Below are 23,175 nucleotides of genomic sequence, written 5' to 3' on the forward strand. Positions count from 1 at the left end.
GCAGGCCACGGCGGGTTGCCCCTCGCACAGCGAGGGGTCGGCGAGGACTGTTTGAGCGCGCAGCGCGAGTTCCGCAGCCGCCCGCCGTGGCCGAGCACCGAGCGCAGTCCGCCGCAAAGCGGTGGACCGCCACCATAGGAGCCCCGCCCGCCTCCGACTCATCCCCGCACCGCGCTGCCAGGACAAAGCCCCAACCCATGCACGCCCCCAACAACGGCCCACGGACCTCCTGAACACTCCCGCTTGACGCCATCCTTTGCCCCGAATACATTACAAACAAAGTCATAATCATTGTTTGTTTGTAATATTCATGAGCGTCACCGCCAAAAACCTGATCCTCGACCTGCTGCTGGCCGCTGGCAGCGATCACCGGCCTGTTCGGCACCTGCTGGCCGCAGCCACGCTGTTCGGCATCCCCGCCAACAACCTTCGGGTGGCATTGGCCCGCCTGTCCGCCGACGGCATGATCGAATCGGTGGGCCGTGGCATCTACCAACTCAGCGCCAACGCCAACGAACTGGCGGCCGACGTGGCCACCTGGCGCAGCGCCAGCCAGCGCGTCAGGCCGTGGCAAGGTGGGCACATCGCCGTTCACTGCGGGGCCTTGGGCCGCAGCGACCGCGTCGCCCTGCGCCACCGCGACCGCGCCCTCCAGATGGTGGGCCTGCGCGAACTGGAGCGTGGCCTGTTCGTGCGCCCCGACAACCTGCAAGGCGGCATCGACACCGTGCGCAAGCGGCTGCACACCCTGGGCCTGGAGCGCGAAGCCTGCGTGTTCATCGCCACCGGATTTGATCAAGAGCGCGAAGCCCGCATCCCTCAGCTGTGGCACAGCCACGAGTTGAACGAAGCCTACAGCCACATCCAGGCGCAACTGTCGCAATGGACCGCGCGCGCCAAGCAGCTGCCCATTGAAGACGCCGCTCGCGAGTCCTACCTGCTGGGCCGCAAGGCGATCCGGCAAGTGGTGTTCGACCCTCTGCTGCCAACTCCGCTGGTGGACATCCAAAGCCGCCAGCGCTTCATGGACGCGGTGCAGGCCTTCGACCAGCTGGGGCACAGCATCTGGCGCCAATTCCATGCCCAGGTCGATGCCCCGGCGCCCATCGTCGGCAGGGCCGCCTCAGCGTCATTGCCCCACTGATCAAGCCAAACCCCACCACGACCGTGAGCACCACCAAGCCAACACGTCTGCGCCCCTCTGATGTCCTCAGCCGCGAAGAAATCGCGCAGTTCACCGCCCGCTCCGACCTGGCCGGCTGGTCGGCCCTGGCCTTCACCTGGGGCGTGATCGCCTTGTGCTTCGCCGCACTGATCTGCTTCCCGCATCCCCTGACTTACGTGCTGGTCGTGGTCGTGCTGGGTGGGCGCCAACTGGCGCTGGCCATCTTGTTGCACGAAGGCGCGCACGGCACTTTGTTCAAGACCCGCTGGCTCAACAATCACGCGGCGGACTGGCTGGCGGGCCGCTGGATCTGGGTCGATGTGGCCCGCTACCGCGAACACCACCTACAGCACCACGCGCGCACCAACCAGGGCGGCGATCCCGACTTGAGCCTGATCGAGCCATTTCCGACATCACGGTCGTCGGTGCAGCGCAAGTTCCTGCGCGACCTCAGTGGGCTGAGCGGCCTGCGTCGCATCGTGGGCCAGGTGCTGATGGACATCGGCGTGCTCAAGTGGACGGTGGCCGCCGAGATTGTCAAGCTGCCGCGCAACGGCCGGCGCTGGCACCACTACACGCGTGAAGGCGTGCGGCGCATGAGCGGCTTCATTGGACTGCACGCGCTGTTGGCCACTGGGTTGGCCCTGAGCGGGCACTTGTGGGTGTACTCGGCCTGGTGGGTGGCCTACCTGACCACCTTCGGCGCCTTCATGCGCCTGCGCTCCATGGCCGAGCACGCCTGCACCGAACGCAGCGGCAACATGCTGCGCAACACACGCAGCACGCGCGCCGGTTTTCTGGCCCGCATGACGGTGGCGCCCATCCGCGTCAACTTCCACATCGAGCACCACTTCATGGCCTCGGTGCCCCATTTCAAACTGCCGGCATTGCACCTGGTGCTGCGTGAAAGGGGGGTTGTTCCGCCCTCACCGTCCTACTGGGACGTGCTCAAAATGGTGTCCAGCCCCCGCTGAGAAACCGTCTGTCAGGCCCACCGACCGTTCGTCGAACTGGCTCTTTTTACTGCCAATAATTCCCGTACGTCCCAGAAGGCCCCTTCCTAGAATCGCTCACGTGAATGGTCCCATTCGTGTGTTCAAGGGGTTTCAAAATGGTTTCGTGCAGCATTGAGCAAACCAAGCAACGCCAACGCGGCTTCTCGATGGTCGAGGTGGCCGTGACTTTGGCCGTGCTCGGCATCCTGCTGGCTTCGGCCATGCCCAGCATGGGCGCCTGGATGGTCAATGCGCGCATCCGCAACACGGCCGAATCCATTCAGGAAGGCTTGCAAAAAGCCCGCGCGGAAGCGGTGCGCCGCAATCAGAGCGTCACCTTCTGGATGGTGACAACTACCGACCCCAAAGTGCTGAGCGACGACTGCACCACCAGCGCCACCGGCGGCTCATGGGTGGTCAGCCTGACCGACCCCACCAACAAGTGCGCGGTCGCCCCCTCCAACACCACTGCACCACAAACGGTGGCGGCCAGGCCCGTTGGCGAAGGCGGCGATGGCGTGACCGTCTCGGCCAAGCAGCGCGATGCCACCACCGATGCCACCAGCATCACCTTCAATGCCTTTGGCCAAGTGGCCAATGCCGGCCCGATTGGCCGGATCCTGGTCAACGACGGCACCGATGGCGCCGACCACCGGCGCTACCGGGTCATGATTTCAAGCGGTGGCCGCACCCTCGTCTGCGATGAAGCCGTGACCAGCACCACCGACCCCCGCCTCTGCCCAGCGAGCTGAACCATGCACCCCTCCACATTCCCAAGGATCCGCGCTCGCGCTGTCCGAGGCTTCATGCTGATCGAGGTGCTCGTGAGCGTGTTGCTGTTCAGCGTTGGCGTGCTGGCCTTGGTAGGCCTGCAAGCCAACATGAACCAAGCGCAAGGTGCCGCCAAAGTGCGCACCGACGCGTCTTACCTGGCCACCGAGTTGACCGGGCTGATGTGGTCCGACAAAGCCAATCTGAGCAACTACACCACCGGCAATTGCGACGGCTATGCGCGTTGCAAGGCTTGGAAGGCCAAGGTCACACAGGCCCTGCCCAATGGCGTGGCCACCGTGAGCGTGATCGCGGGCGACATCACCATCCTGATCACCTGGTCGCTGCCCGATGGCGCTTCTCACCAGTACCTGTCTGAAACCTCCATCAGTTGAGATGCCCATGCGCGCCGCCCCCCACCCTCATCGCCGCCAGCAGGGCTTCACCCTCATCGAGTTGATGGTGGGCGTGGTGCTGGGCATGCTCACCATCGTGGCCATTGCGCAGGTGCTGGTCGTGTCAGAGGGCCGCAAGCGCACGATCACCAGTGGCGCCGATGCGCAGATCAGCGGCGCACTGGGCCTGTACGCCATCCAGCGCGAAGTGCAGATGGCTGGCTATGGTGTCAGCGCCAACCCGGCTGCGCTGGGTTGCATGGTCAAGTACAAGGTCGATGCCAATCCCATCGCCAACTTCACGCTGACCCCCGTGGTCATTGACAACGGCACCAATGGCTCGAACATCATCACGGTACTCAAAAGCACCAAGAGCTCGTTCTCGGTGCCCATCAAGATCACCGAGAACCATGCCACCGACGGCAGTTACTTCGTGGTGCAATCGGCCGTGGGCGTGGTCGAAAATGACCTGCTGATCGCCGTGCCCCCCACCCCCAGCGCCACTGACTGGTGCAGCGTGGTCCAGGTCAAGCAAGGTGCCACCAACCTGCTGACCACCATCAACATCCCACATGCCGAAGCCAGTGATGCCGACTGGAACCAGCCTGCTTCCGCCAACCTGTTGCCAAGCGCTGGCTACCCCGCCGCCGGCAGCTACCTGCTCGATGTGGGCGCCCTGTCATTGCGCCGTTTCTCCGTCGACACCGCCACCCAGGCATTGCAAACCAGCACCCTCTCACGCGCCGGTGGCATGTGGACCACGGCCGAGGACGCACAGCCGCAAGTGGTCATGCTCAGGGCCATGTATGGCAAAGACACCAACGCCGATAAAGTCGTCGACACGTATGACAACAACTCGCCGTCCACCTCGGCAGGATGGCAACAGGTCTTGTCCATCCGAGTGATCCTGGTGGCCCGCAGCAGCCAGTTCGAGAAAGACAACGAAGGTGGTGGCAACGCGACGAGCAGCACCCTTGAATGGGACCTGGGCACCACCGGCGTGACGGTGACCGGCGCCACAACGTGCCACACCGACCACCAGTGCCTGTCCCTCTCATTGACCCACCTGGGCACCGACTGGAACAAGTACCGCTACAAGGTCTACGACACCGTGATCCCTTTGCGCAACATGCTCTGGAACTCGTGAAGCGACTTGCCATGCACCCGACCACGCACTCATCCACCAAAAACCGCGGCGTCTCCTTGCTGTTCGCCCTGCTGTCCTTGGCCGCCTTGTCGCTGGCCACGGTGGCCCTGGTCCGATCGGTGGACACCAGCTCCGTGGTGATGGGCAACCTGAGCTTCAAGCAGGATGCCACCGCCGTGGCCGACCGTGCCACCAAGCAGGCCATCACGAACCTCAACAATGCCCTCCCCGGCAGCCTCAACGCCAATGCCGATGGCTACTACGCCACGGCCTACGAAAACCTGGACGTCACCGGCCAGCAAATGACCGGCGTGCGCAAGCTGATTGATTGGGACGGCGACCATTGCCAATATGTGCCCGGCACCGCCGAGGCCGACTGCACCGTGCTGCCCGCCAGTGAGTTCACCATCAACCAGAACAAGGTCCGCTACGTGGTCTTTCGGCTGTGCGATGCCGTCGGCGATCCCAACGCCACAACCACCTCCTGCGCCCGGCCCCTGACGTCAAGCAGCAGCCAGGCCGCCAAACGCGGCAAGCTCGATTACTCCGACTACGAACGCTTCACCAATGTGTCGGGCGTCTATTACCGAATCGTGGTGCGGGTGATCGGTCCACGTAACACGACCAGCTTCGTCGAAACGATTGTGCACATCTGATGTGCCCTTGCCTCACGGCGCGGAAGGAAGCAAGCATGCAACACCAACATCGCACCCACTGCATGTTCTTCTCGATGAACCGGGCCATGGTGGCCATGCTGATCGGGCTGATCACACTCAACCCTGGCGTGCGCGCGGCACCCACCGACATCTCGAACACACCGCTGGCCACCACCTCAGACATCAGCGCCAAACCCAATGTGATGTTCATCCTGGATGATTCTGGCAGCATGTCCTCGGACTTCATGCCCGATGACATGAGCGACACCACCGCCTATGGATTCAAGTCCACTCAGTGCAACGGCATCGCCTACAACCCCAACTTTGACTACAGCGCCAACCGGCCACTCAACTCGGATGGCACGGCCTACCCACCGGCCACGTTCAGCGCGGCACCCACCGACGGGTTCCAGGTCTCGGTGAACTACTCCAAAAATCTGAGCACCCCGGTATCCATTGGCACAGGCGCCCGAACCTTCACCGTGATCAGTGGCACCTCGACCAGCTTTACAGCCGGCAACCGTGTCGGCATCGTCAACACCGCCAACGACACGCAGTGGATGGTGGGCACCGTCACCACTTGGAACAACCCCACCCTGGTGGTCAACGTGATCAGCATGGCTGGGGGCGGCAGTCCCACCGCCACCTGGAAGGTCGGCCTGCAAACCAACACCGCCGACCTTGAAGGCAGCACCTACTACCGCTACACCGGCAGCAAGCCCGCCATGGGCTGGAAATACACGACCGCAGGCCTCGACAAGGTCAATGATGGCGGGTTTGCCAACGAATGCCTGCTGCGGCCCAACGCTTCCACCGCCTTCACGAAGGTCACCGTCACCAGCACATCGACCGATGCGCAACGCTACGCCGACTGGTATGCCTACTACCGCAAGCGCGTTCTGATGATGCGCTCGGCCGCTGGTCTCGCCTTCAGCCCCATCGATGGCAAGTACCGCGTGGGCTTCACCACCATCAGCTCCACCAGCGCGGCACCGAGCACCAAGTTTCAGGCGACCTCGCCCTTTGAAGGCGACCAGAAGATCGCCTTCTACTCCAACCTCTACAGAGCCGACCCGGGCAACTCGACTCCCTTGCGCGGCGCCCTGTCCAAAGTGGGCCGTTACTTTGCCAACAAGGCACCGGGCCAAACGACTGACCCGATGGAATACGCCTGCCAGCGCAACTACACCATCCTGTCCACGGACGGCTATTGGAATACGGGCGATGAGACCACAACCTACGGTGCCCTTGGACTGGATGGCGCCACGGTTAATCAGCAAGACGGCACGGAGGTCAAGCCCTACTGGGACGGCACGGACATCGTCCTGACCACCGTCAAGCCTTACACCATCAGCAGGACACAGGACTCGGCCTACGACAAGACCACGGTCACCATCAGTGGAACCACACCGGTGAGCACCTTCGCAACCTGCGGTGGCTCCAAGCGCCAATACACCACCACGGCGACCCAGACCACCCGCACGCTGGTACAGACCCTCACCAGCCATCAGACCCTGACCGGCACCTACAGCACCACCCAGAAGCGGATCAACGGGGTGGACGGAGCGGTGACCACCACCACGACCGCCTGGGGCAGCACCACCACCACGGGCACGGACACCACGACCAAGAGCGATGCCACCGTGGGCCCCACATTGAAATCGGTCACGGGCACCTGCAAAAGCGCCACCTACGACATCCCGAGCTTGCCGGTGTCCTCCGTGAGCAATGGCAGCGCCAGCCTGTCCAACATTGCAGACACGGCTGTGGCCGGCACGCCCACCGAGACCCCCAGCACCTCTGGCGGCTCCATCAACAGCCTGGCCGACGTGGCCGAATATTTCTATAAAACCGACCTGCGCTCCAGTGCCTTGGGCAACTGTGTCGGCGCCCTGGGCACAGACGTCTGCAACAACGAGGTGACCCCCATCGGCCTGGACACCGCCCAGACCCAGCACATGACCACCTTCACGCTCGGCCTGGGCGTGAATGGCATCCTGCCTTACCGCAAGGACTACCTCAATGCCAGCCTGAGGACGGGCAGCTACTACGAGCTCTCCAGGACCGATGGCACGCTCAAATGGCCCGTCTCTGAAAGTAGCTCGAGCGAAGTCACCCACGTGGATGATTTGTGGCATGCCGCCGTCAATGGCCGTGGCCAGTACTGGTCGGCCTCCAACCCCAGCGCCGTGAGCGAAGCGATTGGCGCCGCCCTGTCCAACGTCGAGCGGACTGATGGCGCCTCTTCTTCCGCCGCCACCAGCTCACTCAAGCCGGTCAAGGGCACGGACAATCAAGTGTTTGTCGCCAAGTACACCACCGTGGCCTGGACCGGCGAACTGGTGGCCTATTCCCTGAACGGCGATACCGGCGAGATCAACACCTCGGTTGAAATCTGGAACGCCAAGAAAGAGATCGCCAAGCTCACCCCCGCCAACCGGAACATCTATTACGCGCAACCTGGTGCCGCCACGCCCACCCGCCGTGACTTCAACTACACCAACCTCAGCGCCGATGGATTGGGTGGCCTCTTCAGCAACTACTGTGGCAAAACGCTGACCCCCACCCAGTGCAACAACCTGGAAGCAGCCCCCACGACCCAGGCCAACCTGGGGACCAACCTGGTCAACTTCCTGCGGGGTGACAGCAGCATGGGCAGCTACAGCTACACGGTGGGAACCGAGGCCAAGACCGCCGTGGTCTACCGCCCCCGCGAGTCCATGCTGGGTGACGTGATCAACGCATCGCCCGTGTACATGAGCAAGCCCCCCTTCCACTACGTGGACACCGGCTACTCCGAGTTCGTGACCACGAACGCCAGCCGCCGCCCTGTGGTGTTCTCGGCCGCCAACGACGGCATGCTGCATGCCTTTGCCGCCAGCACCACCACAGGCACCGGAGGTGTTCTGGCCGGCACCGAGCTGTGGAGCTTCATCCCCAGCGCCGTGATGCCTGAGCTGTACCGGTTGGCCGACACCAACTACGCCGAGCGCCACCACTTCTTCGTGGATGGCACCCCCACCGTTGGCGACATCCGCGTCGGCACCACCTGGAAAACCATCCTGGTCGGCGGCCTGAACGCGGGCGGCAAGTCCTACTACGCCCTGGACGTCACCAACCCCCTCGATCCCAAGATCCTGTGGGAATTCACCAATGCCAACATGGGCCTGACCTATGGCACACCGATCATCACCAAGCGGGGCGATGGCACCTGGGTGGTCGTGCTGACCTCGGGCTACAACAACACCACGGGCGATGGCAACGGCCGACTCTACGTCCTCAATGCCAACACCGGCCGACCCGTGACCGACATCCCCAACGGCATCCCCACCCTGACCTCGGGCACCACGCCTGCGGGCACCAGCACCAACCCCAGCGGCCTGGGCAAACTGAACGCCTGGATCGACGCCAGCACCGACAACACCTCCACCCGTTTTTACGGGGGTGACATGCTGGGCAACCTCTGGCGCTTCGACATTGACAACCTGCTCGAACCCCACGGCAAGGCCATGTTGCTGGCCACGTTCCAGATCAACGCCACCACGCCCCAACCCATCACCGTCCGGCCCGAAACCGCGATCGTGACCTACAACACGGTGGATTACCCCGTCATCCTGGTGGCCACCGGCCGTTACCTGGGCCTGGGCGACATCGTCGACAAGACCACCCAGTCCATCTACGCGGTCAAGGACAGCCTGGCTGCCACGGGCCTGGGCGACGTGCGCCAGCGCACCGACATGGTGACCCAAACCCTGACGTCCGAGGCGACCGGAACGCGCACTGCCAGCAAGAACGCCGTCAACTGGGCCACCCAGAAAGGCTGGCGCGTGGACTTGCCCACCGCTGGCGAGCGGGTGTCGGTGGACATGCAGTTGCAGTACACCACCCTGGCCGCCATCTCCGCCATCCCGGGCAGCAGTGTGTGCAGCCCCTCGGGCGGCTCGGGCTGGAACTACACCTTTGACATCAGCAATGGCTCAGCACCGTCCAGCGCCACCGGCAACGTGGCGGGCACCAGCCTGGACAAGTTCCTGGGCGTGGGCCTGACCTGGATCGAGCTGACCAACGGCAAGTCCTTGTTGATCATCCCGGGCAGCAACGCCAAGATCACCACCAGCAGCCCGCCGACGACCAGCACCAGTGCTGCGACGGGCGCCAACCGCACCTCTTGGCGCGAACTGCTGAACTGATGAACTAATGAAGAACAAGACGCGCCAATCAGTGTGTGTCATCGCCGCCCACGTGGTGGTGATGCACGCCGCAGCGCTGGCCTTGATGGTGTCCTCATCACCGGCTCAACCCGTCCACCCAAACCCAAAGAGCGCAGGTGGCATCACGATGCAGGCTCGCCTGAGCCCACGCACGGCAGCACCAGCCGTGGCGCCGCCCACCATCCCCAACGCGGAGCCCCCCGCTCCTGCGGCCCAAGCCATTGTTGAAGCGCCTGAGCCGCCAACGGACACCCTCGAGCCGACGGCCCCTGCTGCCGATGAACCGACCGTCGTCAGCGCTGAAGGCGCGTTGCCAAGCACCGTGGACGACCAAGGCGACGACTACCTGCCCCGCCCCTTGTTGAGCACGCCGCCCCGGTCCAGCACGCCCGTGATCGTGCCCTTTCCCGAGCAGATCAAGGAACCCGGACGCTACACCACCATCCTGGCCTTGTTCATCGATGAAAACGGTGTGGTTCGCCGGGTGCGCATCGACGGCCCATCCCTGCCCAAAGCCCTGGAAGACGCCGCCAGGGACTCCTTCTTGCAAGCGCATTTTCGGCCCGGCGAAGTGCAGGGCCAGCAGGTCAAATCACTGATCCGCGTGGAAGTCGTGTTCGACAACACGCCCATCGAATCTCAGCCAGCGCTGCAGACCCTGTAGCAGCCCTGGCCTGGCATCGACTCACACTGCCTTTGGCTCTGCGGCCAACGCCATCATCAGGCGCTTGCGCAAGGCCCTGGCTGCCGTCACCAGCGCCACCAGGAACAGTGCCAGGCCCACGTAGGTGCCCACACCAGGATTGCGCCAGGCCGCCACCAGCCGGTCCATGAACAAGGACAGCATGATCGTGCCAGGCAGCACGCCCAGCACCGTGCCCAGCACATAGTCGCGAAAGCGCACCCGCAGCGCGCCCGCCGTCACGTTGATGACCAGGAAAGGCGCCACCGGAAAAGCGCGCAAAAAAATGATGGCCAGCAAGCTGCGATCTTTCAGGCGCCGCGCAAGATCTTGCACCTGAGGGTCGCCAAAACGGTCTAGCAGATAGGCCCCGCTCAAGCGCCCCACGCCATACGTGATGGCCGCGCCACTCAGCATGCCCACCAACGAATACACCATGCCCAACCAAGGCCCGAACACCAGCGTGCCCACCGAAATCATCAGCAAGATGGGCATGGCCAACACCACCGCCAGCACGTAGCCGCCCAGCACCGCCAGCGGCCCCAGGGGCGAGGCCAACAGGTCGCGGCCCAGCTGGCTGAGCACGGCCGGGTCCAGCCAATGGCTCATGGACGGGCTGCGCCACACCAGGGCCACGGCCGCGAACAATCCCAGGTACACCACCACCAGGATCCGGCGCACCAACTTGCTGCCCGACACCTTTGATGAAGCACCCACACTCATGACACCAACCTCATTGCACTGCCCACATTCCATTCAACGGAAAACATGCGCATCTTGAGGCCATTCAGGCGCGCCCGACGCAGGTGCTTTCCTGCGGATGCGCACCTCGTCCCCTTGCTTCGGGGGGCGGGCGTCAAACCTCGGGATGGACGCCGGCCAGGGGTTTTTGGGTGAGCATCCAGCGCCCCACCCTCACCGCCAAGGCCTCGGGCGACACGGGCCACGAGAACAGCTCCACCCAATCTGGCAAACCACCTCGCGCGGCAATCGCGTCCGCCGTCAGGGATGTCAAGGCCAGCACCGCGATGCCAGTGACCGTCTCACAACGCTCCAAAGTGCGCAGCATGGCAAAGCCGTCCATGCCGGGCAGCTCAAGGTGGGTGATCAACAGATCCGGCGACCGCTGGCCCATCTGCAGCAACGCCAGGTAACCGGTCTCGGCATAGCGCAAGCTCACCGCCGAGCCAAAAACCTCCAGGGCCGACGCGCATTGCGCCTGCCATGCGGGGTCGTCGGCCACCAGCAGGACATCATGGTGCGGCGCCTCCCGGCGGACCTTGTCCAGCGCGCCGACAGCCGGCAAGACCGCCGCCGGATTGCCCCGCCGACGCGCCTGATCCGCCAAAGGATCCCCGCCCAAGCCGGTGCTCAAGGCCAAGGCCTCGACTGCGTTGTAAGGGATGCGCCGATGCCCGCCGGGCGTGCGCGCCGCCGGCAGGATATTGGCCTCAACCCACAATTGGACCGTGCGCAGCGATACGCCCAAACGGACGGCCACCTCGCGGGTGGTGAGCATGCGGGCTCCAGGGCCCAGGTGGATGACTTGCGACATGGTTTCATTTTTGCAAGATCCACCCAGTCGCGGTAGGCCCTTCACCCGGCAAACAACGGCCCCGCGTGAAGCATTGGGCACAATCAGCCCCCATGAACAAGGCCTTCACCAAGGAAACCGACCGTGACGACGACGAGGACGAGCTCGCCCCGTCGCCCATCCCTCCCGGCACCAAAAACTACTTGACGCCGCAGGGCTACCAGTGCCTGCGCGACGAGTTGTTCGCGCTGATTGACGTGGAGCGCCCCAAGATCGTCGAGATCGTCCACTGGGCCGCCTCCAATGGCGACCGCTCCGAAAACGGCGACTACATCTATGGCAAAAAGCGCCTGCGCGAAATCGACCGCCGCATCCGCTTTCTCACCAAACGCCTGGACATCGCCGAAGTGGCCGATCCGTCGGTGCACCATGGCCACGACCAGGTATTCTTCGGCGCCACCGTCACCTATGTGAATCAAGACGATGTGCAGCGCACCATCACCATCAAAGGCATCGACGAAGTCGACAACCTGCAAGGCGAAGTCAGCTGGGTCTCGCCCATTGCGCGCGCCCTGCTCAAGTCACGGGTGGGCGACGAGATCCAGTTGATGACGCCAGGTGGGCTGGAACAAGTCGAGGTGCTGTCTGTCAGCTACCCCGCCCCTACGCCCCAGGAGTGATGCGACCGGCCTTGAGCACGACCGGGCAGCGCTTGAGCACGCGCAGCACATCGTTGAGGTGGTCCACATCGCGCACGGCCAGCGCCAGCTTCAACTCAGCCGTCTCGCCCAGCCGCTCATCGCCCATCTCGATGTGGGTGATGTCGGTCTCGGCGCTGCTGATGGACTGGGCCACCTGCGCCAGCACGCCCTTGCCATTGGCCACCAGCACTTCAATCGCGGTCTCAAAAGGCCGCGTGGGCTCGTCGGCCCAACTCACATCGATCCAGCGCTCGCTGTCACGATCGAACAAACGCCGCCCCACACCGCACATCTGCGTGTGCACCACCAGGCCTTCGCCCCGGCCCAGGTAGCCGGCGATCGGGTCACCCGGAATGGGCTTGCAGCACGGCGCCAATTGCATCGTGGCGCCTTCACTGCCATCGATCACCACGCCACCATGCGAAGGCGATTCGGAATCGGCAAAGCGCCCCAAGGTCAAGGTCAGGGCATCGGGCCGCTCGCCCGACTCGGCCATGAGGTGTGCCAGGCGCTTGGCCACCATGTTGCTGATCTTGCGGCCCAGGCCGATGTCCACGCACAGGTCATCCTTGCTGCGGTTGCCACCCCAACGGATCAAGGCCTGCCACGTGACACCGCTGGTGCCCTCGCTGGTCTCGTCGCCCGGCGGCATGGCCAGGCCTTCGGCGCGCAGCGCTTGCGTCAGCAGCTTCTCGCCCAGCTCCAGCGACTCTTCCGTCTCCATGTTCTTCAGGTAATGGCGGATCTTGGAGCGGGCGCGGCCCGTGCTCACGAAGTTCAGCCAGCCCGGGTTGGGCCGCGCGCTTGGCGCCGTGATGATCTCAACCACATCACCACTGCGCAGCTCGGTGCGCAAGGCCGCGGCCTCGCCATTGATCTTGACCGCCACGCAATGGTCGCCCACATCGCTGTGGATGGCATAGGCAAAGTCCACCGAGGTGGCCCCGCGTGGCAGCGCCAGGATGCGCGATTTTGGCGTGAACACGTAGACCGACTCGGGGAACAAGTCGATCTTCAGGTGCTCCAGGAACTCGGCCGAATCGCGCGTTTCATGCTGGATGTCGATCAGCGACTGCAGCCACACCGCCGCCTGTTGAGGCGACGCCTCAGCGCCAGCGCCCTCTTGCGTTTTGTACATCCAGTGCGCGGCAATGCCTTTTTCAGCCACGGAGTGCATGGCCTGTGAGCGCAGCTGGAACTCCACCGCCGTGCCCACCGGGTTCACCAAGGTCGTGTGCAGCGACTGGTAGCCATTGGCCTTGGGGATGGCGATGTAGTCTTTGAAACGGCCCGGCAGCGGCTTGTACAACTGGTGCAGCACGCCCAGGGCGCGGTAACAGTCCAGCAGCTCACGCGTGACGATCCGAAAGCCGAAGATGTCGCTGACCTGCGCGAAGGTCAGGTTCTTCTCGATCATCTTGTGGTAAATCGAAAAGATGGTTTTCTCGCGGCCATAGACCTCGACCACCATGTCGGCACCGCCAAAGGCCAGCTCTACTTCGCGCTGGATGCGATCGACCAGATCACGCCGGTTGCCACGCGTTTTTTTCACCGCCTTGGCCAGGATCGAATATCGCCAGGGGTTGATGTACTGGAAGGACAACTCCTGCAACTCGCGGTAGGTCTGGTTCAGGCCCAGCCGGTGCGCAATCGGCACATAGATGTCGAGCGTTTCCTTGGCGATGCGGGTGCGCTTGTGCACCACCATCGCGGCCATCGTGCGCATGTTGTGCAGGCGGTCGGCCAGCTTGATCAGGATGACGCGCACATCGCGCGCCATGGCCAGCAGCATCTTGCGGAAGGACTCGGCCTGCGACTCTTCCTTGGTCGAGAACTGCAACTTGTCGAGCTTGGTCAGGCCATCGACCAACTCGGCCGTGGGGGCGCCAAAACGCTCGATCAACTCGATCTTGGTGACGCCGCAGTCTTCCATCGCGTCGTGCATCAGCGCGGCCATGATGGCCTGCGCATCGAGCTTCCAGTCGGCGCACAGGCCGGCCACGGCGATTGGGTGGGTGATGTAGGGCTCGCCGCTGGCGCGGAACTGCCCCAGGTGGGCTTCGTCAGCGAAGCGGTAGGCATCGCGCACGCGGCGGGCGTCCGCCTCGTCCAGATAGTCGAGCTTGTGAGTCAGTGCCGCGAAAGAGGCTGCGGCAGCGTCGGAAGTGGCCTGGGTCATGCGAACTACTTTAGCGCGGAACAGGCGGGCCAGACACCAAGGATGTCAATCACTGAAATAGAAACGGCCCACCAGAGGGGGCCGTTGACACGCGGCTGGCAGGCGCCAGCGGGCGAATTCAATCAGGTCGGAACCTTGCGCAGCATTTCGATGCCGACTTGGCCAGCGGCAATTTCGCGCAGGGCGGTCACGCCAGGCTTGTTGCGCGATTCGATCTTGGGCGTGTGGCCCTGGCTCAGCATGCGCGCACGGTAGGTCGCGGCCAGCACCAACTGGAAGCGGTTGGGGATCTTGGTCAGGCAGTCTTCAACGGTGATGCGGGCCATGGTGGAACCTCTGAAAGTGGGTCTGAGCAGGATCAAACCAAGTTAAGCGCGCGAAACACAACAGACTTGTTGCGACGCTGGGCCGCGTATTTTAACCGCTGCGCGTGAACAATGGTTTTTAAATCGAACAAAGCCGTTTCAAACAGGCTGTTGACCACCACGTAATCAAAGAATTGGGCCTGTTCAACCTCTACCTTGGCGTTGCTCATGCGGATTTCGATCACGTCCGAGGTGTCTTCGCCACGGCGGTGCAGGCGCTGCAGCAGTTCTTCGTAGCTGGGCGGCAGGATGAAAATCAGCACGGCGTTGGGAAAAATCTTCTTGATCTGCAAGGCGCCCTGCCAATCGATCTCAAGCACGACGTCCTCGCCGCCCTTGATGCGCTCTTCGATCGCGTGGCGCGAGGTGCCGTACAGGTTGCCGTGAACCTCGGCCCACTCGAAGAAATCGCCATGCGAAATCATGCCGCGGAACTCGGGGTCCTCGATGAAAAGGTATTCGCGACCATGCTGTTCCTGGCCGCGCGGTGGCCGGGTGGTGTGCGAGATCGACACCAGCAGGCGCGAATCCAACTCCAGCAAGGCCTTGACCAGGCTGGATTTGCCGGTCCCACTGGGGGCCGACACCACGAAAAGATTGCCCGGGTAGTCCATTTCGTCACCTCCGGCGACAGCTGCTTCATTCGACACGTTATCGGCGCTCATGCAATGTTCTTAACCGGAACTGCAAAACAGCTCCCAAATCGTTGATTTTCATGGAGTTATGGAGTTTATCCCAGCAAATCACGCACAGAACTTGGCACGTTGACACCCGGGGGCAGAGCTCCATCGAACGCGTCTTAACGCAATCTTGATGCCGGCACCAGAAAACTTACCGTTGTCTTGACACGTTTGTTTTTACGATTGGTTCATCTCATCAAGGAGCGCTTTCATGGACATCGTTTACATCACGCTCACCGCCGCGTTCTGGCTATTGATGGCCGGCATGGCTGTGGGCTGCGCCAAGCTTGGAGGGCCTGCCCAATGACCTGGCTCTACGTCATGGGCAGCCTGGCATCGGTCGGCCTGCTGGTCTACCTGGTGGCCGCCTTGCTGCAACCGGAGAAGTTTTCATGAACACGCATGCCTGGCTACTTTTGGCCGCATTCAGCATTTCGCTTCTGCTGTTGGCGCCGCCCACAGGGCGCTACATCGCCAATGTGATGGAAGGCAAAGTGGGCTTCCTTGGCCGTATTGAGCGGGGCCTGTTTCGCCTGTGCGGCATCAAGGGCGACACCGAGATGGGCTGGTTGCAGTACGCGCTCGCCATCTTGCTGTTCAACGTGATTGGCGTGGTCGCGGTCTACGCCTTGCAGCGCCTGCAACTGTGGCTGCCGTTGAACCCACAAGCCATGGCGAATGTGTCGCCCGATTCGTCGTTCAACACGGCGGTGAGCTTCGTGGCCAACACCAACTGGCAGAGCTACAGCGGTGAGCAAACGATGAGCTACCTGACTCAGATGTTGGGGCTGGCGGTGCAGAACTTCCTGTCCGCGGCGACCGGCATCGCGGTCGTCATCGCGCTCATTCGCGGGTTTGCACGCCACTCCTCCAAAAGCATCGGCAACGCCTGGGTTGATCTGACCCGTGTCACGCTTTGGGTTCTGGTCCCCATGTCATTCTTGTACGGCGTGTTCCTGGTGCAGCAAGGCGTGGTGCAAAACTTCGATGCGTACAAGAATGTGCAGACCCTGGAAGTCGTCAAATTTCAGACGCCTGCGGCCGGGCCTGACGGCCGACCATTGAAGGATGCCCAGGGCGCACCGGTGATGCAGGACCAGCGCACCGACAAGCAAACGCTCGCCATGGGGCCGGTGGCTTCGCAAGAGGCCATCAAGCTGCTGGGCACCAACGGCGGCGGCTTCTTCAACGCCAACTCGGCCCATCCTTTTGAGAACCCGACTGCCTTGACGAACTTCGTCCAGATGTTGTCCATCTTCTTGATCCCGGCGGCCCTGTGCTTCACCTTTGGCCGCATGGTTCAGGACCGGCGTCAGGGTTGGGCTGTTTTGGTCTCCATGTCACTGTTGTTCGTGGCGGGCGCCATTGGGGCCATGAGCTTTGAGCAGCAAGGCAATCCGCGCATCGCAGCCTTGGGCGTTGACCAAAGTGTCAGCTTGACCCAATCGGGTGGCAACATGGAGGGCAAGGAAACACGCTTTGGCATCGCGGACTCGGCCCTGTTAGCCACCGTCACGACCGATGCCTCTTGCGGCGCGGTCAATGCCATGCACGACTCATTCACGCCGCTGGGCGGGATGGTGCCTTTGGTGAACATGCAGCTGGGCGAAGTGGTCTTCGGCGGCGTGGGCACAGGCCTCTACGGCATGCTGATCTTCGCCATCCTGGCCGTCTTCATTGCCGGCCTGATGATTGGGCGAACCCCTGAATACCTGGGCAAGAAAATCGAAGCCTACGAGATGAAGATGAGTTCCATCGCCATCCTCGTGACGCCATTGCTGGTCTTGCTGGGCACGGCCGTGGCCGTGATGAGTGAGGCCGGTCGGGCAGGCATCGCCAACCCGGGCGCCCATGGGTTCTCGGAAATCCTGTACGCGCTGACCTCGGCGGCCAACAACAACGGCAGCGCATTCGCGGGGCTGTCTGCCAACACGCCGTTCTACAACGTGCTCTTGGCGGTGGCGATGTGGTTCGGTCGCTTCGGGGTGATCGTGCCCGTCCTGGCCATCGCCGGTTCGCTGGCCGCCAAAAAACGCATCGCAGCCACCAGCGGCACGATGCCCACACATGGCCCGCTCTTCGTCGTGCTGCTGCTTGGCACGGTGTTGCTGGTCGGCCTGTTGAACTACGTTCCCGCCCTGGCCCTGGGCCCTGTGATTGAGCACCTCGTGCTCTGGAAGTGAGTGACCCATGACTCGCAAGACATTCAACCTCTTTGACCCTGCGCTGATCAAGCCAGCGGTCGCCGACGCCTTCAAGAAGCTGGACCCCCGTGTCCAGTGGCGCAACCCCGTGATGTTCGTCGTCTACGTCGGCAGCATCATTACCTCGGTGCTCTTTGTCCAGGCCCTTGGGGGCCAGGGCGAGGCGCCAGCGGGCTTCATCCTGACAGTGGCACTGTGGCTTTGGTTCACCGTGCTGTTCGCCAACTTCGCCGAGGCCTTGGCCGAGGGACGAAGCAAGGCGCAAGCCGCGTCGTTGCGCCGCCTCAAGAAGGAGACCTGGGCCAAGAAATTGGAGGATCCCCGCCAAGGCCACAAATGGCATCCGATCGAATCGCAAGATCTTCGCAAGGGCGACACCGTGATGGTGCTTGCCAACGATGTGATCCCTGCCGATGGTGAAGTGATCGAAGGCGTGGCCTCTGTGGACGAGAGCGCCATCACCGGCGAGTCCGCCCCCGTCATCCGCGAGTCCGGCGGCGACTTCTCGGCGGTCACGGGGGGCACGCGTGTGCTGTCGGACTGGATCGTCGTTCGGATCACCGCCAATCCCGGCGAGACCTTCGTGGACCGCATGATCGCGATGGTGGAAAGCGCCAAGCGCCAAAAAACCCCCAACGAAATCGCCCTGACGATCTTGCTGGTGGCGCTGACGATTGTCTTCCTGGCCGTGACCGCCACGCTCCTGCCTTACTCGCTGTTCAGCGTTCAGGTGGCGGCGGGCGGTTCGCCGATCTCCATCACCGTGTTGATCGCCTTGTTGGTTTGCCTCATCCCGACCACCATCGCAGGCTTGCTGTCGGCCATCGGCGTGGCAGGCATGAGCCGCATGATGCAGGCCAATGTGATCGCCACCTCCGGGCGTGCAGTGGAAGCTGCGGGCGACGTTGATGTGCTGCTGCTGGACAAGACCGGCACCATCACCTTGGGCAACCGCCACGCCTCGGCCTTCCTGCCTGCACCTGGGGTGAAAGACAGCGAACTGGCCGACGCTGCGCAACTGGCCTCCCTGGCCGACGAAACGCCCGAAGGCCGCAGCATCGTGGTGCTGGCCAAACAGAAATTTAATCTGCGCGAACGTGATATCCAGTCGCTGAATGCCACCTTTGTTCACTTCTCCGCGCAAACACGCATGAGCGGTGTCGATCTGCCATTCGGTGAGCACTTGGCGCCGAAGATCCGGCAAGTGCGCAAAGGCGCGGCCGGTTCCATTCGCAAGCATGTCGAGGCCCTGGGCGGCACCTTCCCAGCGCCGCTGAACGCGACCATCGACGAAGTCGCTCGTCGGGGCAGCACGCCCTTGGTGGTCTCAGATGGGCTGAAGGTCCTGGGCGTCATTGAGCTCAAGGACATCGTCAAGGGCGGCATCAAGGAGCGATTCGCTGAACTGCGCCGCATGGGCATCAAGACGGTGATGGTCACGGGCGACAACCGGCTGACGGCGGCCGCCATTGCTGCTGAGGCTGGCGTGGACGACTTCCTGGCTGAAGCCACGCCTGAGCAAAAGCTGGCCTTGATCCGCGAATACCAGGCAGGCGGCAAATTGGTGGCCATGACGGGAGACGGCACCAACGATGCGCCCGCCTTGGCCCAGGCCGACGTGGCCGTGGCGATGAACTCGGGCACGCAAGCCGCCAAAGAGGCGGGCAACATGGTGGACTTGGACAGCAACCCTACCAAGCTGATCGAGGTGGTGGAGACCGGCAAGCAGATGCTGATGACACGCGGCTCGCTCACCACGTTCAGCATTGCCAACGACATCGCTAAATACTTCGCCATCATCCCAGCGGCTTTCGTCACCACCTATCCGCAGCTGAGTGCGCTCAATGTGATGCAGTTGGGCAGTCCGTCGTCGGCCATCCTGTCGGCCGTGATTTTCAACGCGCTGATCATCATTTTCCTGATCCCGCTGGCGCTCAATGGCGTGCCCTACAAGGCCTTGGGTGCGGCCGTGTTGCTGCGCCGAAATTTGCTGATTTATGGCCTTGGTGGGGTGATCGTGCCCTTCATCGGCATCAAGGTGATCGACCTGATCATCACTGCCACCGGTTTGGTTTGATTTGGAGCACACCATGAACACCATGAACACCATGATTCGCCCCGCCGTGAGCCTGTTCGTCTTGCTGACCGTGGTCACCGGCGTCGTCTATCCGCTGGCGGTGACCGGCGTCGCCAAGGCGGCTTTCCCGCACCAGGCAGAAGGCAGTCTGATCGTGAAGCAGGGCAAGGTGATCGGCTCATCGCTGATTGGCCAGAACTTCATTGAACCCAAATATTTTTGGGGGCGTCCTTCGGCCACGGGCCCGATGCCGTACAACGCCAGCGGCTCAGGCGGCTCGAACCAGGGCCCCTTGAATCCCGCCTTGGTGGAGGCCGTCAAAGGCCGGATCGATGCCTTGAAGGCTGCTGACCCAGGCAACGCATTGCCCGTCCCGATTGATCTGGTCTCCACGTCGGCCAGTGGCCTGGATCCACACATCAGCATCGCCGCTGCGCAATACCAGGCCGCCCGCGTGGCGCGTGTTCGCGGGCTTTCAAACGAGGCCGTTCATGCCGCGATCACCCGTCACAGCGAAGGTCGCCTGTTTGGCCTGTTGGGTGAAGCCCGGGTGAACGTGCTCGAGCTCAACCTGGAACTCGACCAGACGCTTGCTCATTGAAGCGCAAAGGCGGCAGTGTGGGTATCCTTGGGTCATCGGCTTGATCACGCTGATGGTCGCCGTGAAAATAAATGCCAATGACTGACACACGCCCAAACCCAGACCACCTGCTGGCGCGCTTGAAGCAGGCGCAAGCGCGGGCGCAAAGGGGCAAGCTGAAGATATTCTTTGGCGCCTCTGCGGGCGTTGGCAAAACTTACGCCATGTTGTCGGCTGCGCGCAGTTTCAAGCAGCAAGGCGTGGGCGTCCTCATCGGCGTCATCGAGACCCATGGCCGGGCAGAAACCGAGGCCCTGGTAGAGGGCTTGGATCGGCTCCCCCTCAAAGAGGTTCTTCACAGAGACCGAACCCTCAAGGAGTTCGATCTGGATGGCGCATTGACGCGAAAGCCCCAGCTCATCCTGGTTGACGAGTTGGCACATTCCAATGCCCCCGGTTCGCGTCATCCCAAGCGTTGGCAGGATGTGGAAGAGCTGCTGAACGCTGGGATCGACGTGTGGTCGACCATGAACGTGCAGCATCTGGAAAGCCTGAACGATGTCGTCACCGGCATCACGGGCATCCGGGTCTGGGAAACGGTGCCCGACCGCGTCTTTGACGAAACAGACGAGGTCGTCATCGTCGACTTGCCGCCCGAGGAACTGCTCAAACGCCTGAAGGAAGGCAAGGTATACCTGCCACAGCAGGCCGAGCGCGCAGTGCGCAACTTCTTTCGCAAAGGCAACCTCATCGCGTTGCGGGAGCTGGCACTTCGCCGCACCGCCGACAGGGTGGATGACGACATGCTGCAGTACCGCAGCACCTTGTCAGTGGCACCTGTATGGCAAACACGCGAGTCTTTGCTGGTGTGCATCGGCCCCGACGAGCGATCAGAAAAACTGGTGAGAGGAGCCGCCCGCATGGCGGCGCAATTGGGTGTGCCCTGGCACTGCATCTATGTTGAAACGCCCAAGCTTCAGCGGCTTCCCGATGCCACCCGGCACCGAATCCTTCGGGCACTGAAGCTTGCCGAGGATGCCGGTGCGACCACGGCCACGCTGGCAGGCCATGCATTGGCCAAAACCATTGCCAAGTACGCGCACGATCACAATTTGTCCCGGGTCGTGTTGGGGCGCGACACCGCCCGAAAAGCGCAGCATTGGCGCCCCATCCTTGCCGACGCGGTAGGTGCGCTGGCCGTTGACTTAGACTTGATTCAAATCGCGCTGCCAGCCAATGAGCGAGGCAGCAATGAGCGGGGCAGCCGAAAGCCAAACCTGGCAGAGGGCAACAAAGACGAGGCGGCCATGCTCCCCAAGCGTTGGCGCCCTTACCTGTGGAGCGCGGCCGCCTGTGCGCTCGTGACACTGCTGATGGCGCCCCTCCATTTTTTGCTTGACACGGCCAACATCGTCATGCTTTTCTTGCTGGCGGTCGTCTTTGTTGCTGTCAGATTCGGACGGGGCCCCGCCGTGATGGCCGCCTTCATGAGCGTCGGGGCCTTCGACTTCTTCTATGTGGCGCCTCGCTATGCTTTCAGCGTCAGTGATGCGCAGTATTTGTTGACTTTCGCGGTCATGCTGATCGTGGCCCTGGTGATCGGACAACTGACCGCGGGCCTGAAGTTTCAGGCCCGCGTGGCCACGCTCCGTGAAGAGCGGGTGAGCGCTTTGTACAAAATGTCCAGGGATCTGTCCGGCGCCTTGATGGCAGAGCAGATTGCCGAGATTGCTGGCCGGTTTCTGCGCTCTGAGTTTGAGTCCAGGTCAGCGCTCATGGTCAGCGATCTGAACGACCGGGTGATGCCCGCTTTGCCGCAACCCGACCTGCCAAACGGCATCGACCTGGGCATCGCGCAATGGGCTTTCGACCATGCCGAAACCGCGGGCTATGGCACTGACACCCTGCCTGGCTCCCCTTTGCTTTACGTCCCACTCAAGGCGCCCATGCGCGTTCGGGGGATCGTGGTCCTGGAGCCCAAAAATCCTGAACGCCTGCTGGGCCCAGAGCAACGCCGCTTGCTCGATACCTGCGCCTCGCTGTTGGCGATTTCACTTGAGCGGGTGCACTATGTCAATGTGGCTCAAAGCACCACCGTGCAGATGGAATCAGAACGGCTTCGACACTCCTTGCTGGCGGCCATTTCGCATGACCTGCGTACACCGCTGGCGGCACTGGTGGGCATGGCCGACACCTTGGCTTTGAGCCGCGCGCCGGGCGATCCGCAGGGCGAGATGCTGGTCTCGATCCGCGAGTCGGCTTTGCGGATGAACGCGCAGGTCAACAATCTGCTCGACATGGCGCGCCTTCAATCCGGCCAAGTCCATCTGAACTTGCAATGGCAGCCTCTGGAAGAAGTCGTCGGCAGCGCGCTGCGATCAATGATGGGCGCGCTTGAACCTCGGCGCGTCCGGGTGGATTTGCCCGACGACCTGCCATTGCTGAACATTGACGCTGTGTTGTTTGAGCGGGTGCTGTGCAATTTGCTGGAAAACGCGGTCAAGTACACCCCGCCTGGCAGCCCGATTGCGATCAGCGCGTCGTCATCCAGCGACAGCGTTCAACTCACGGTGTCCGATGAAGGCCCTGGCTTGCCCAAGGGGCGCGAAGCCACCATTTTTGAGATGTTCGAGCGTGGCAACAAAGAAGGTGCGACGCCAGGGGTGGGCCTTGGATTGGCCATCTGCCGCGCCATCGTCGAAGCCCACGGCGGCGCCATCCATGGCGAAACGCGAGCCCAAGGAGGCGCTCGATTCACCATCGAGCTGCAACGTGGCACACCGCCATCCATCGACGACATTGAAGGCATCAATGATGTTTGAGAGGGCTATTC

19 protein-coding genes are annotated in these 23,175 nt (G+C 62.7%); 14 read left to right on the plus strand and 5 right to left on the minus strand.

Features of this window, described 5'->3' with window-relative positions; all coding sequences use genetic code 11:
* Positions 1-310 precede the first annotated feature (310 nt).
* From H7225_RS01520 to H7225_RS01555, 8 genes are all read left to right on the plus strand, one after another.
* Complete coding sequence (locus H7225_RS01520; protein ID WP_290658883.1) at positions 311-1,144, plus strand: PaaX family transcriptional regulator C-terminal domain-containing protein; 834 nt, start codon at positions 311-313, stop codon at positions 1,142-1,144.
* 23 nt (positions 1,145-1,167) lie between these two features.
* Positions 1,168-2,139 carry a fatty acid desaturase family protein gene (locus tag H7225_RS01525; protein ID WP_290658885.1) on the plus strand — a complete coding sequence of 324 codons (972 nt, stop codon included), beginning with the start codon at positions 1,168-1,170 and terminating at the stop codon, positions 2,137-2,139.
* Between the two features lie 137 nt (positions 2,140-2,276).
* On the plus strand, positions 2,277-2,912 hold the full coding sequence (locus H7225_RS01530; RefSeq protein WP_290658887.1) for a GspH/FimT family pseudopilin: 636 nt from the start codon (positions 2,277-2,279) through the stop codon (positions 2,910-2,912).
* 3 nt (positions 2,913-2,915) lie between these two features.
* Positions 2,916-3,326 (plus strand): pilus assembly protein PilV, encoded by a 411-nt coding sequence (locus tag H7225_RS01535; RefSeq protein WP_290658889.1) that lies wholly within the window; start codon positions 2,916-2,918, stop codon positions 3,324-3,326.
* Between the two features lie 7 nt (positions 3,327-3,333).
* The gene (locus H7225_RS01540; protein ID WP_290658890.1) at positions 3,334-4,473 is read left to right on the plus strand and encodes a PilW family protein; all 1,140 of its coding nucleotides are present in this window, start codon (positions 3,334-3,336) and stop codon (positions 4,471-4,473) included.
* Positions 4,470-5,129, plus strand: a complete 660-nt coding sequence (locus H7225_RS01545; protein ID WP_290658891.1) for a pilus assembly protein PilX — start codon at positions 4,470-4,472, stop codon at positions 5,127-5,129. The genes H7225_RS01540 and H7225_RS01545 overlap by 4 nt, the downstream gene beginning before the upstream one ends.
* Before the next feature lie 35 nt (positions 5,130-5,164).
* A complete protein-coding gene (locus H7225_RS01550; RefSeq protein WP_290658893.1) occupies positions 5,165-9,319 on the plus strand; it encodes a PilC/PilY family type IV pilus protein in 4,155 nt (1,384 codons plus the stop codon).
* A 7-nt stretch (positions 9,320-9,326) separates the two neighbouring features.
* Complete coding sequence (locus H7225_RS01555) at positions 9,327-10,004, plus strand: energy transducer TonB (RefSeq protein ID WP_290658895.1); 678 nt, start codon at positions 9,327-9,329, stop codon at positions 10,002-10,004.
* Positions 10,005-10,025: 21 nt separating this feature from the next.
* Here the strand turns inward: H7225_RS01555 and H7225_RS01560 are convergent, their stop codons facing one another.
* Positions 10,026-10,745, minus strand: coding sequence for a VTT domain-containing protein (locus H7225_RS01560; RefSeq protein WP_290658896.1), 720 nt, complete (start codon positions 10,743-10,745; stop codon positions 10,026-10,028).
* A 133-nt stretch (positions 10,746-10,878) separates the two neighbouring features.
* Positions 10,879-11,577, minus strand: coding sequence for an excisionase family DNA-binding protein (locus H7225_RS01565; RefSeq protein WP_290658897.1), 699 nt, complete (start codon positions 11,575-11,577; stop codon positions 10,879-10,881).
* Positions 11,578-11,669: 92 nt separating this feature from the next.
* Here H7225_RS01565 and greB point away from each other — a divergent pair, with 92 nt between their 5' ends.
* Positions 11,670-12,236, plus strand: coding sequence for a transcription elongation factor GreB (gene greB, locus H7225_RS01570; RefSeq protein ID WP_290658899.1), 567 nt, complete (start codon positions 11,670-11,672; stop codon positions 12,234-12,236).
* On the opposite strand, the gene H7225_RS01575 is transcribed toward greB, so the two are convergent.
* The 3 genes from H7225_RS01575 to gmk all read right to left on the minus strand — a co-directional run bounded on the left by H7225_RS01575 (position 12,220) and on the right by gmk (position 15,415).
* Positions 12,220-14,436, minus strand: a complete 2,217-nt coding sequence (locus H7225_RS01575) for a bifunctional (p)ppGpp synthetase/guanosine-3',5'-bis(diphosphate) 3'-pyrophosphohydrolase (protein ID WP_290658900.1) — start codon at positions 14,434-14,436, stop codon at positions 12,220-12,222. The two genes, greB and H7225_RS01575, sit on opposite strands and share 17 nt — an antisense overlap.
* Positions 14,437-14,558: 122 nt before the next feature.
* Positions 14,559-14,762: a DNA-directed RNA polymerase subunit omega gene (gene rpoZ, locus H7225_RS01580; protein WP_230181745.1), complete on the minus strand. Its 204-nt coding sequence runs from the start codon at positions 14,760-14,762 to the stop codon at positions 14,559-14,561.
* Between the two features lie 32 nt (positions 14,763-14,794).
* On the minus strand, positions 14,795-15,415 hold the full coding sequence (gene gmk / locus H7225_RS01585; RefSeq protein ID WP_290658940.1) for a guanylate kinase: 621 nt from the start codon (positions 15,413-15,415) through the stop codon (positions 14,795-14,797).
* A gap of 369 nt (positions 15,416-15,784) precedes the next feature.
* Between gmk and kdpF the strand changes: the two genes are divergently transcribed.
* From kdpF to kdpD, 5 genes are all read left to right on the plus strand, one after another.
* On the plus strand, positions 15,785-15,877 hold the full coding sequence (gene kdpF / locus H7225_RS01590) for a K(+)-transporting ATPase subunit F (RefSeq protein WP_290658905.1): 93 nt from the start codon (positions 15,785-15,787) through the stop codon (positions 15,875-15,877).
* Entirely contained in the window at positions 15,874-17,664 is a 1,791-nt protein-coding gene (gene kdpA, locus H7225_RS01595; protein ID WP_290658907.1) for a potassium-transporting ATPase subunit KdpA, read from the plus strand. Before kdpF ends, kdpA begins: the two co-directional genes overlap by 4 nt.
* A 7-nt stretch (positions 17,665-17,671) precedes the next feature.
* Positions 17,672-19,762, plus strand: coding sequence for a potassium-transporting ATPase subunit KdpB (gene kdpB, locus H7225_RS01600; protein ID WP_290658908.1), 2,091 nt, complete (start codon positions 17,672-17,674; stop codon positions 19,760-19,762).
* Between the two features lie 22 nt (positions 19,763-19,784).
* Positions 19,785-20,363, plus strand: a complete 579-nt coding sequence (gene kdpC / locus H7225_RS01605) for a potassium-transporting ATPase subunit KdpC (RefSeq protein WP_290658941.1) — start codon at positions 19,785-19,787, stop codon at positions 20,361-20,363.
* A 77-nt stretch (positions 20,364-20,440) separates the two neighbouring features.
* Complete coding sequence (kdpD, locus tag H7225_RS01610; protein WP_290658909.1) at positions 20,441-23,164, plus strand: two-component system sensor histidine kinase KdpD; 2,724 nt, start codon at positions 20,441-20,443, stop codon at positions 23,162-23,164.
* The last annotated feature ends 11 nt before the right edge of the window (positions 23,165-23,175 follow it).

The sequence above is a fragment of the Aquabacterium sp. genome (assembly GCF_014378415.1).
Lineage (GTDB): Bacteria > Pseudomonadota > Gammaproteobacteria > Burkholderiales > Burkholderiaceae_C > Aquabacterium.

Excerpts from the sequence above, each read along its gene's own strand:
- H7225_RS01550 (WP_290658893.1), top strand. The coding sequence starts at position 5,165 with ATGCAACACCAACATCGCACCCACTGCATGTTCTTCTCGATGAACCGG.
- H7225_RS01565 (WP_290658897.1), bottom strand. The coding sequence starts at position 11,577 with ATGTCGCAAGTCATCCACCTGGGCCCTGGAGCCCGCATGCTCACCACC.
- H7225_RS01520 (WP_290658883.1), top strand. The coding sequence starts at position 311 with ATGAGCGTCACCGCCAAAAACCTGATCCTCGACCTGCTGCTGGCCGCT.
- greB (WP_290658899.1), top strand. The coding sequence starts at position 11,670 with ATGAACAAGGCCTTCACCAAGGAAACCGACCGTGACGACGACGAGGAC.
- kdpC (WP_290658941.1), top strand. The coding sequence starts at position 19,785 with ATGAACACCATGATTCGCCCCGCCGTGAGCCTGTTCGTCTTGCTGACC.
- H7225_RS01560 (WP_290658896.1), bottom strand. The coding sequence starts at position 10,745 with ATGAGTGTGGGTGCTTCATCAAAGGTGTCGGGCAGCAAGTTGGTGCGC.
- H7225_RS01575 (WP_290658900.1), bottom strand. The coding sequence starts at position 14,436 with ATGACCCAGGCCACTTCCGACGCTGCCGCAGCCTCTTTCGCGGCACTG.
- gmk (WP_290658940.1), bottom strand. The coding sequence starts at position 15,415 with ATGGACTACCCGGGCAATCTTTTCGTGGTGTCGGCCCCCAGTGGGACC.
- rpoZ (WP_230181745.1), bottom strand. The coding sequence starts at position 14,762 with ATGGCCCGCATCACCGTTGAAGACTGCCTGACCAAGATCCCCAACCGC.
- kdpA (WP_290658907.1), top strand. The coding sequence starts at position 15,874 with ATGAACACGCATGCCTGGCTACTTTTGGCCGCATTCAGCATTTCGCTT.
- H7225_RS01555 (WP_290658895.1), top strand. The coding sequence starts at position 9,327 with ATGAAGAACAAGACGCGCCAATCAGTGTGTGTCATCGCCGCCCACGTG.
- H7225_RS01535 (WP_290658889.1), top strand. The coding sequence starts at position 2,916 with ATGCACCCCTCCACATTCCCAAGGATCCGCGCTCGCGCTGTCCGAGGC.
- kdpD (WP_290658909.1), top strand. The coding sequence starts at position 20,441 with ATGACTGACACACGCCCAAACCCAGACCACCTGCTGGCGCGCTTGAAG.
- H7225_RS01530 (WP_290658887.1), top strand. The coding sequence starts at position 2,277 with ATGGTTTCGTGCAGCATTGAGCAAACCAAGCAACGCCAACGCGGCTTC.
- kdpF (WP_290658905.1), top strand. The coding sequence starts at position 15,785 with ATGACCTGGCTCTACGTCATGGGCAGCCTGGCATCGGTCGGCCTGCTG.
- H7225_RS01540 (WP_290658890.1), top strand. The coding sequence starts at position 3,334 with ATGCGCGCCGCCCCCCACCCTCATCGCCGCCAGCAGGGCTTCACCCTC.
- kdpB (WP_290658908.1), top strand. The coding sequence starts at position 17,672 with ATGACTCGCAAGACATTCAACCTCTTTGACCCTGCGCTGATCAAGCCA.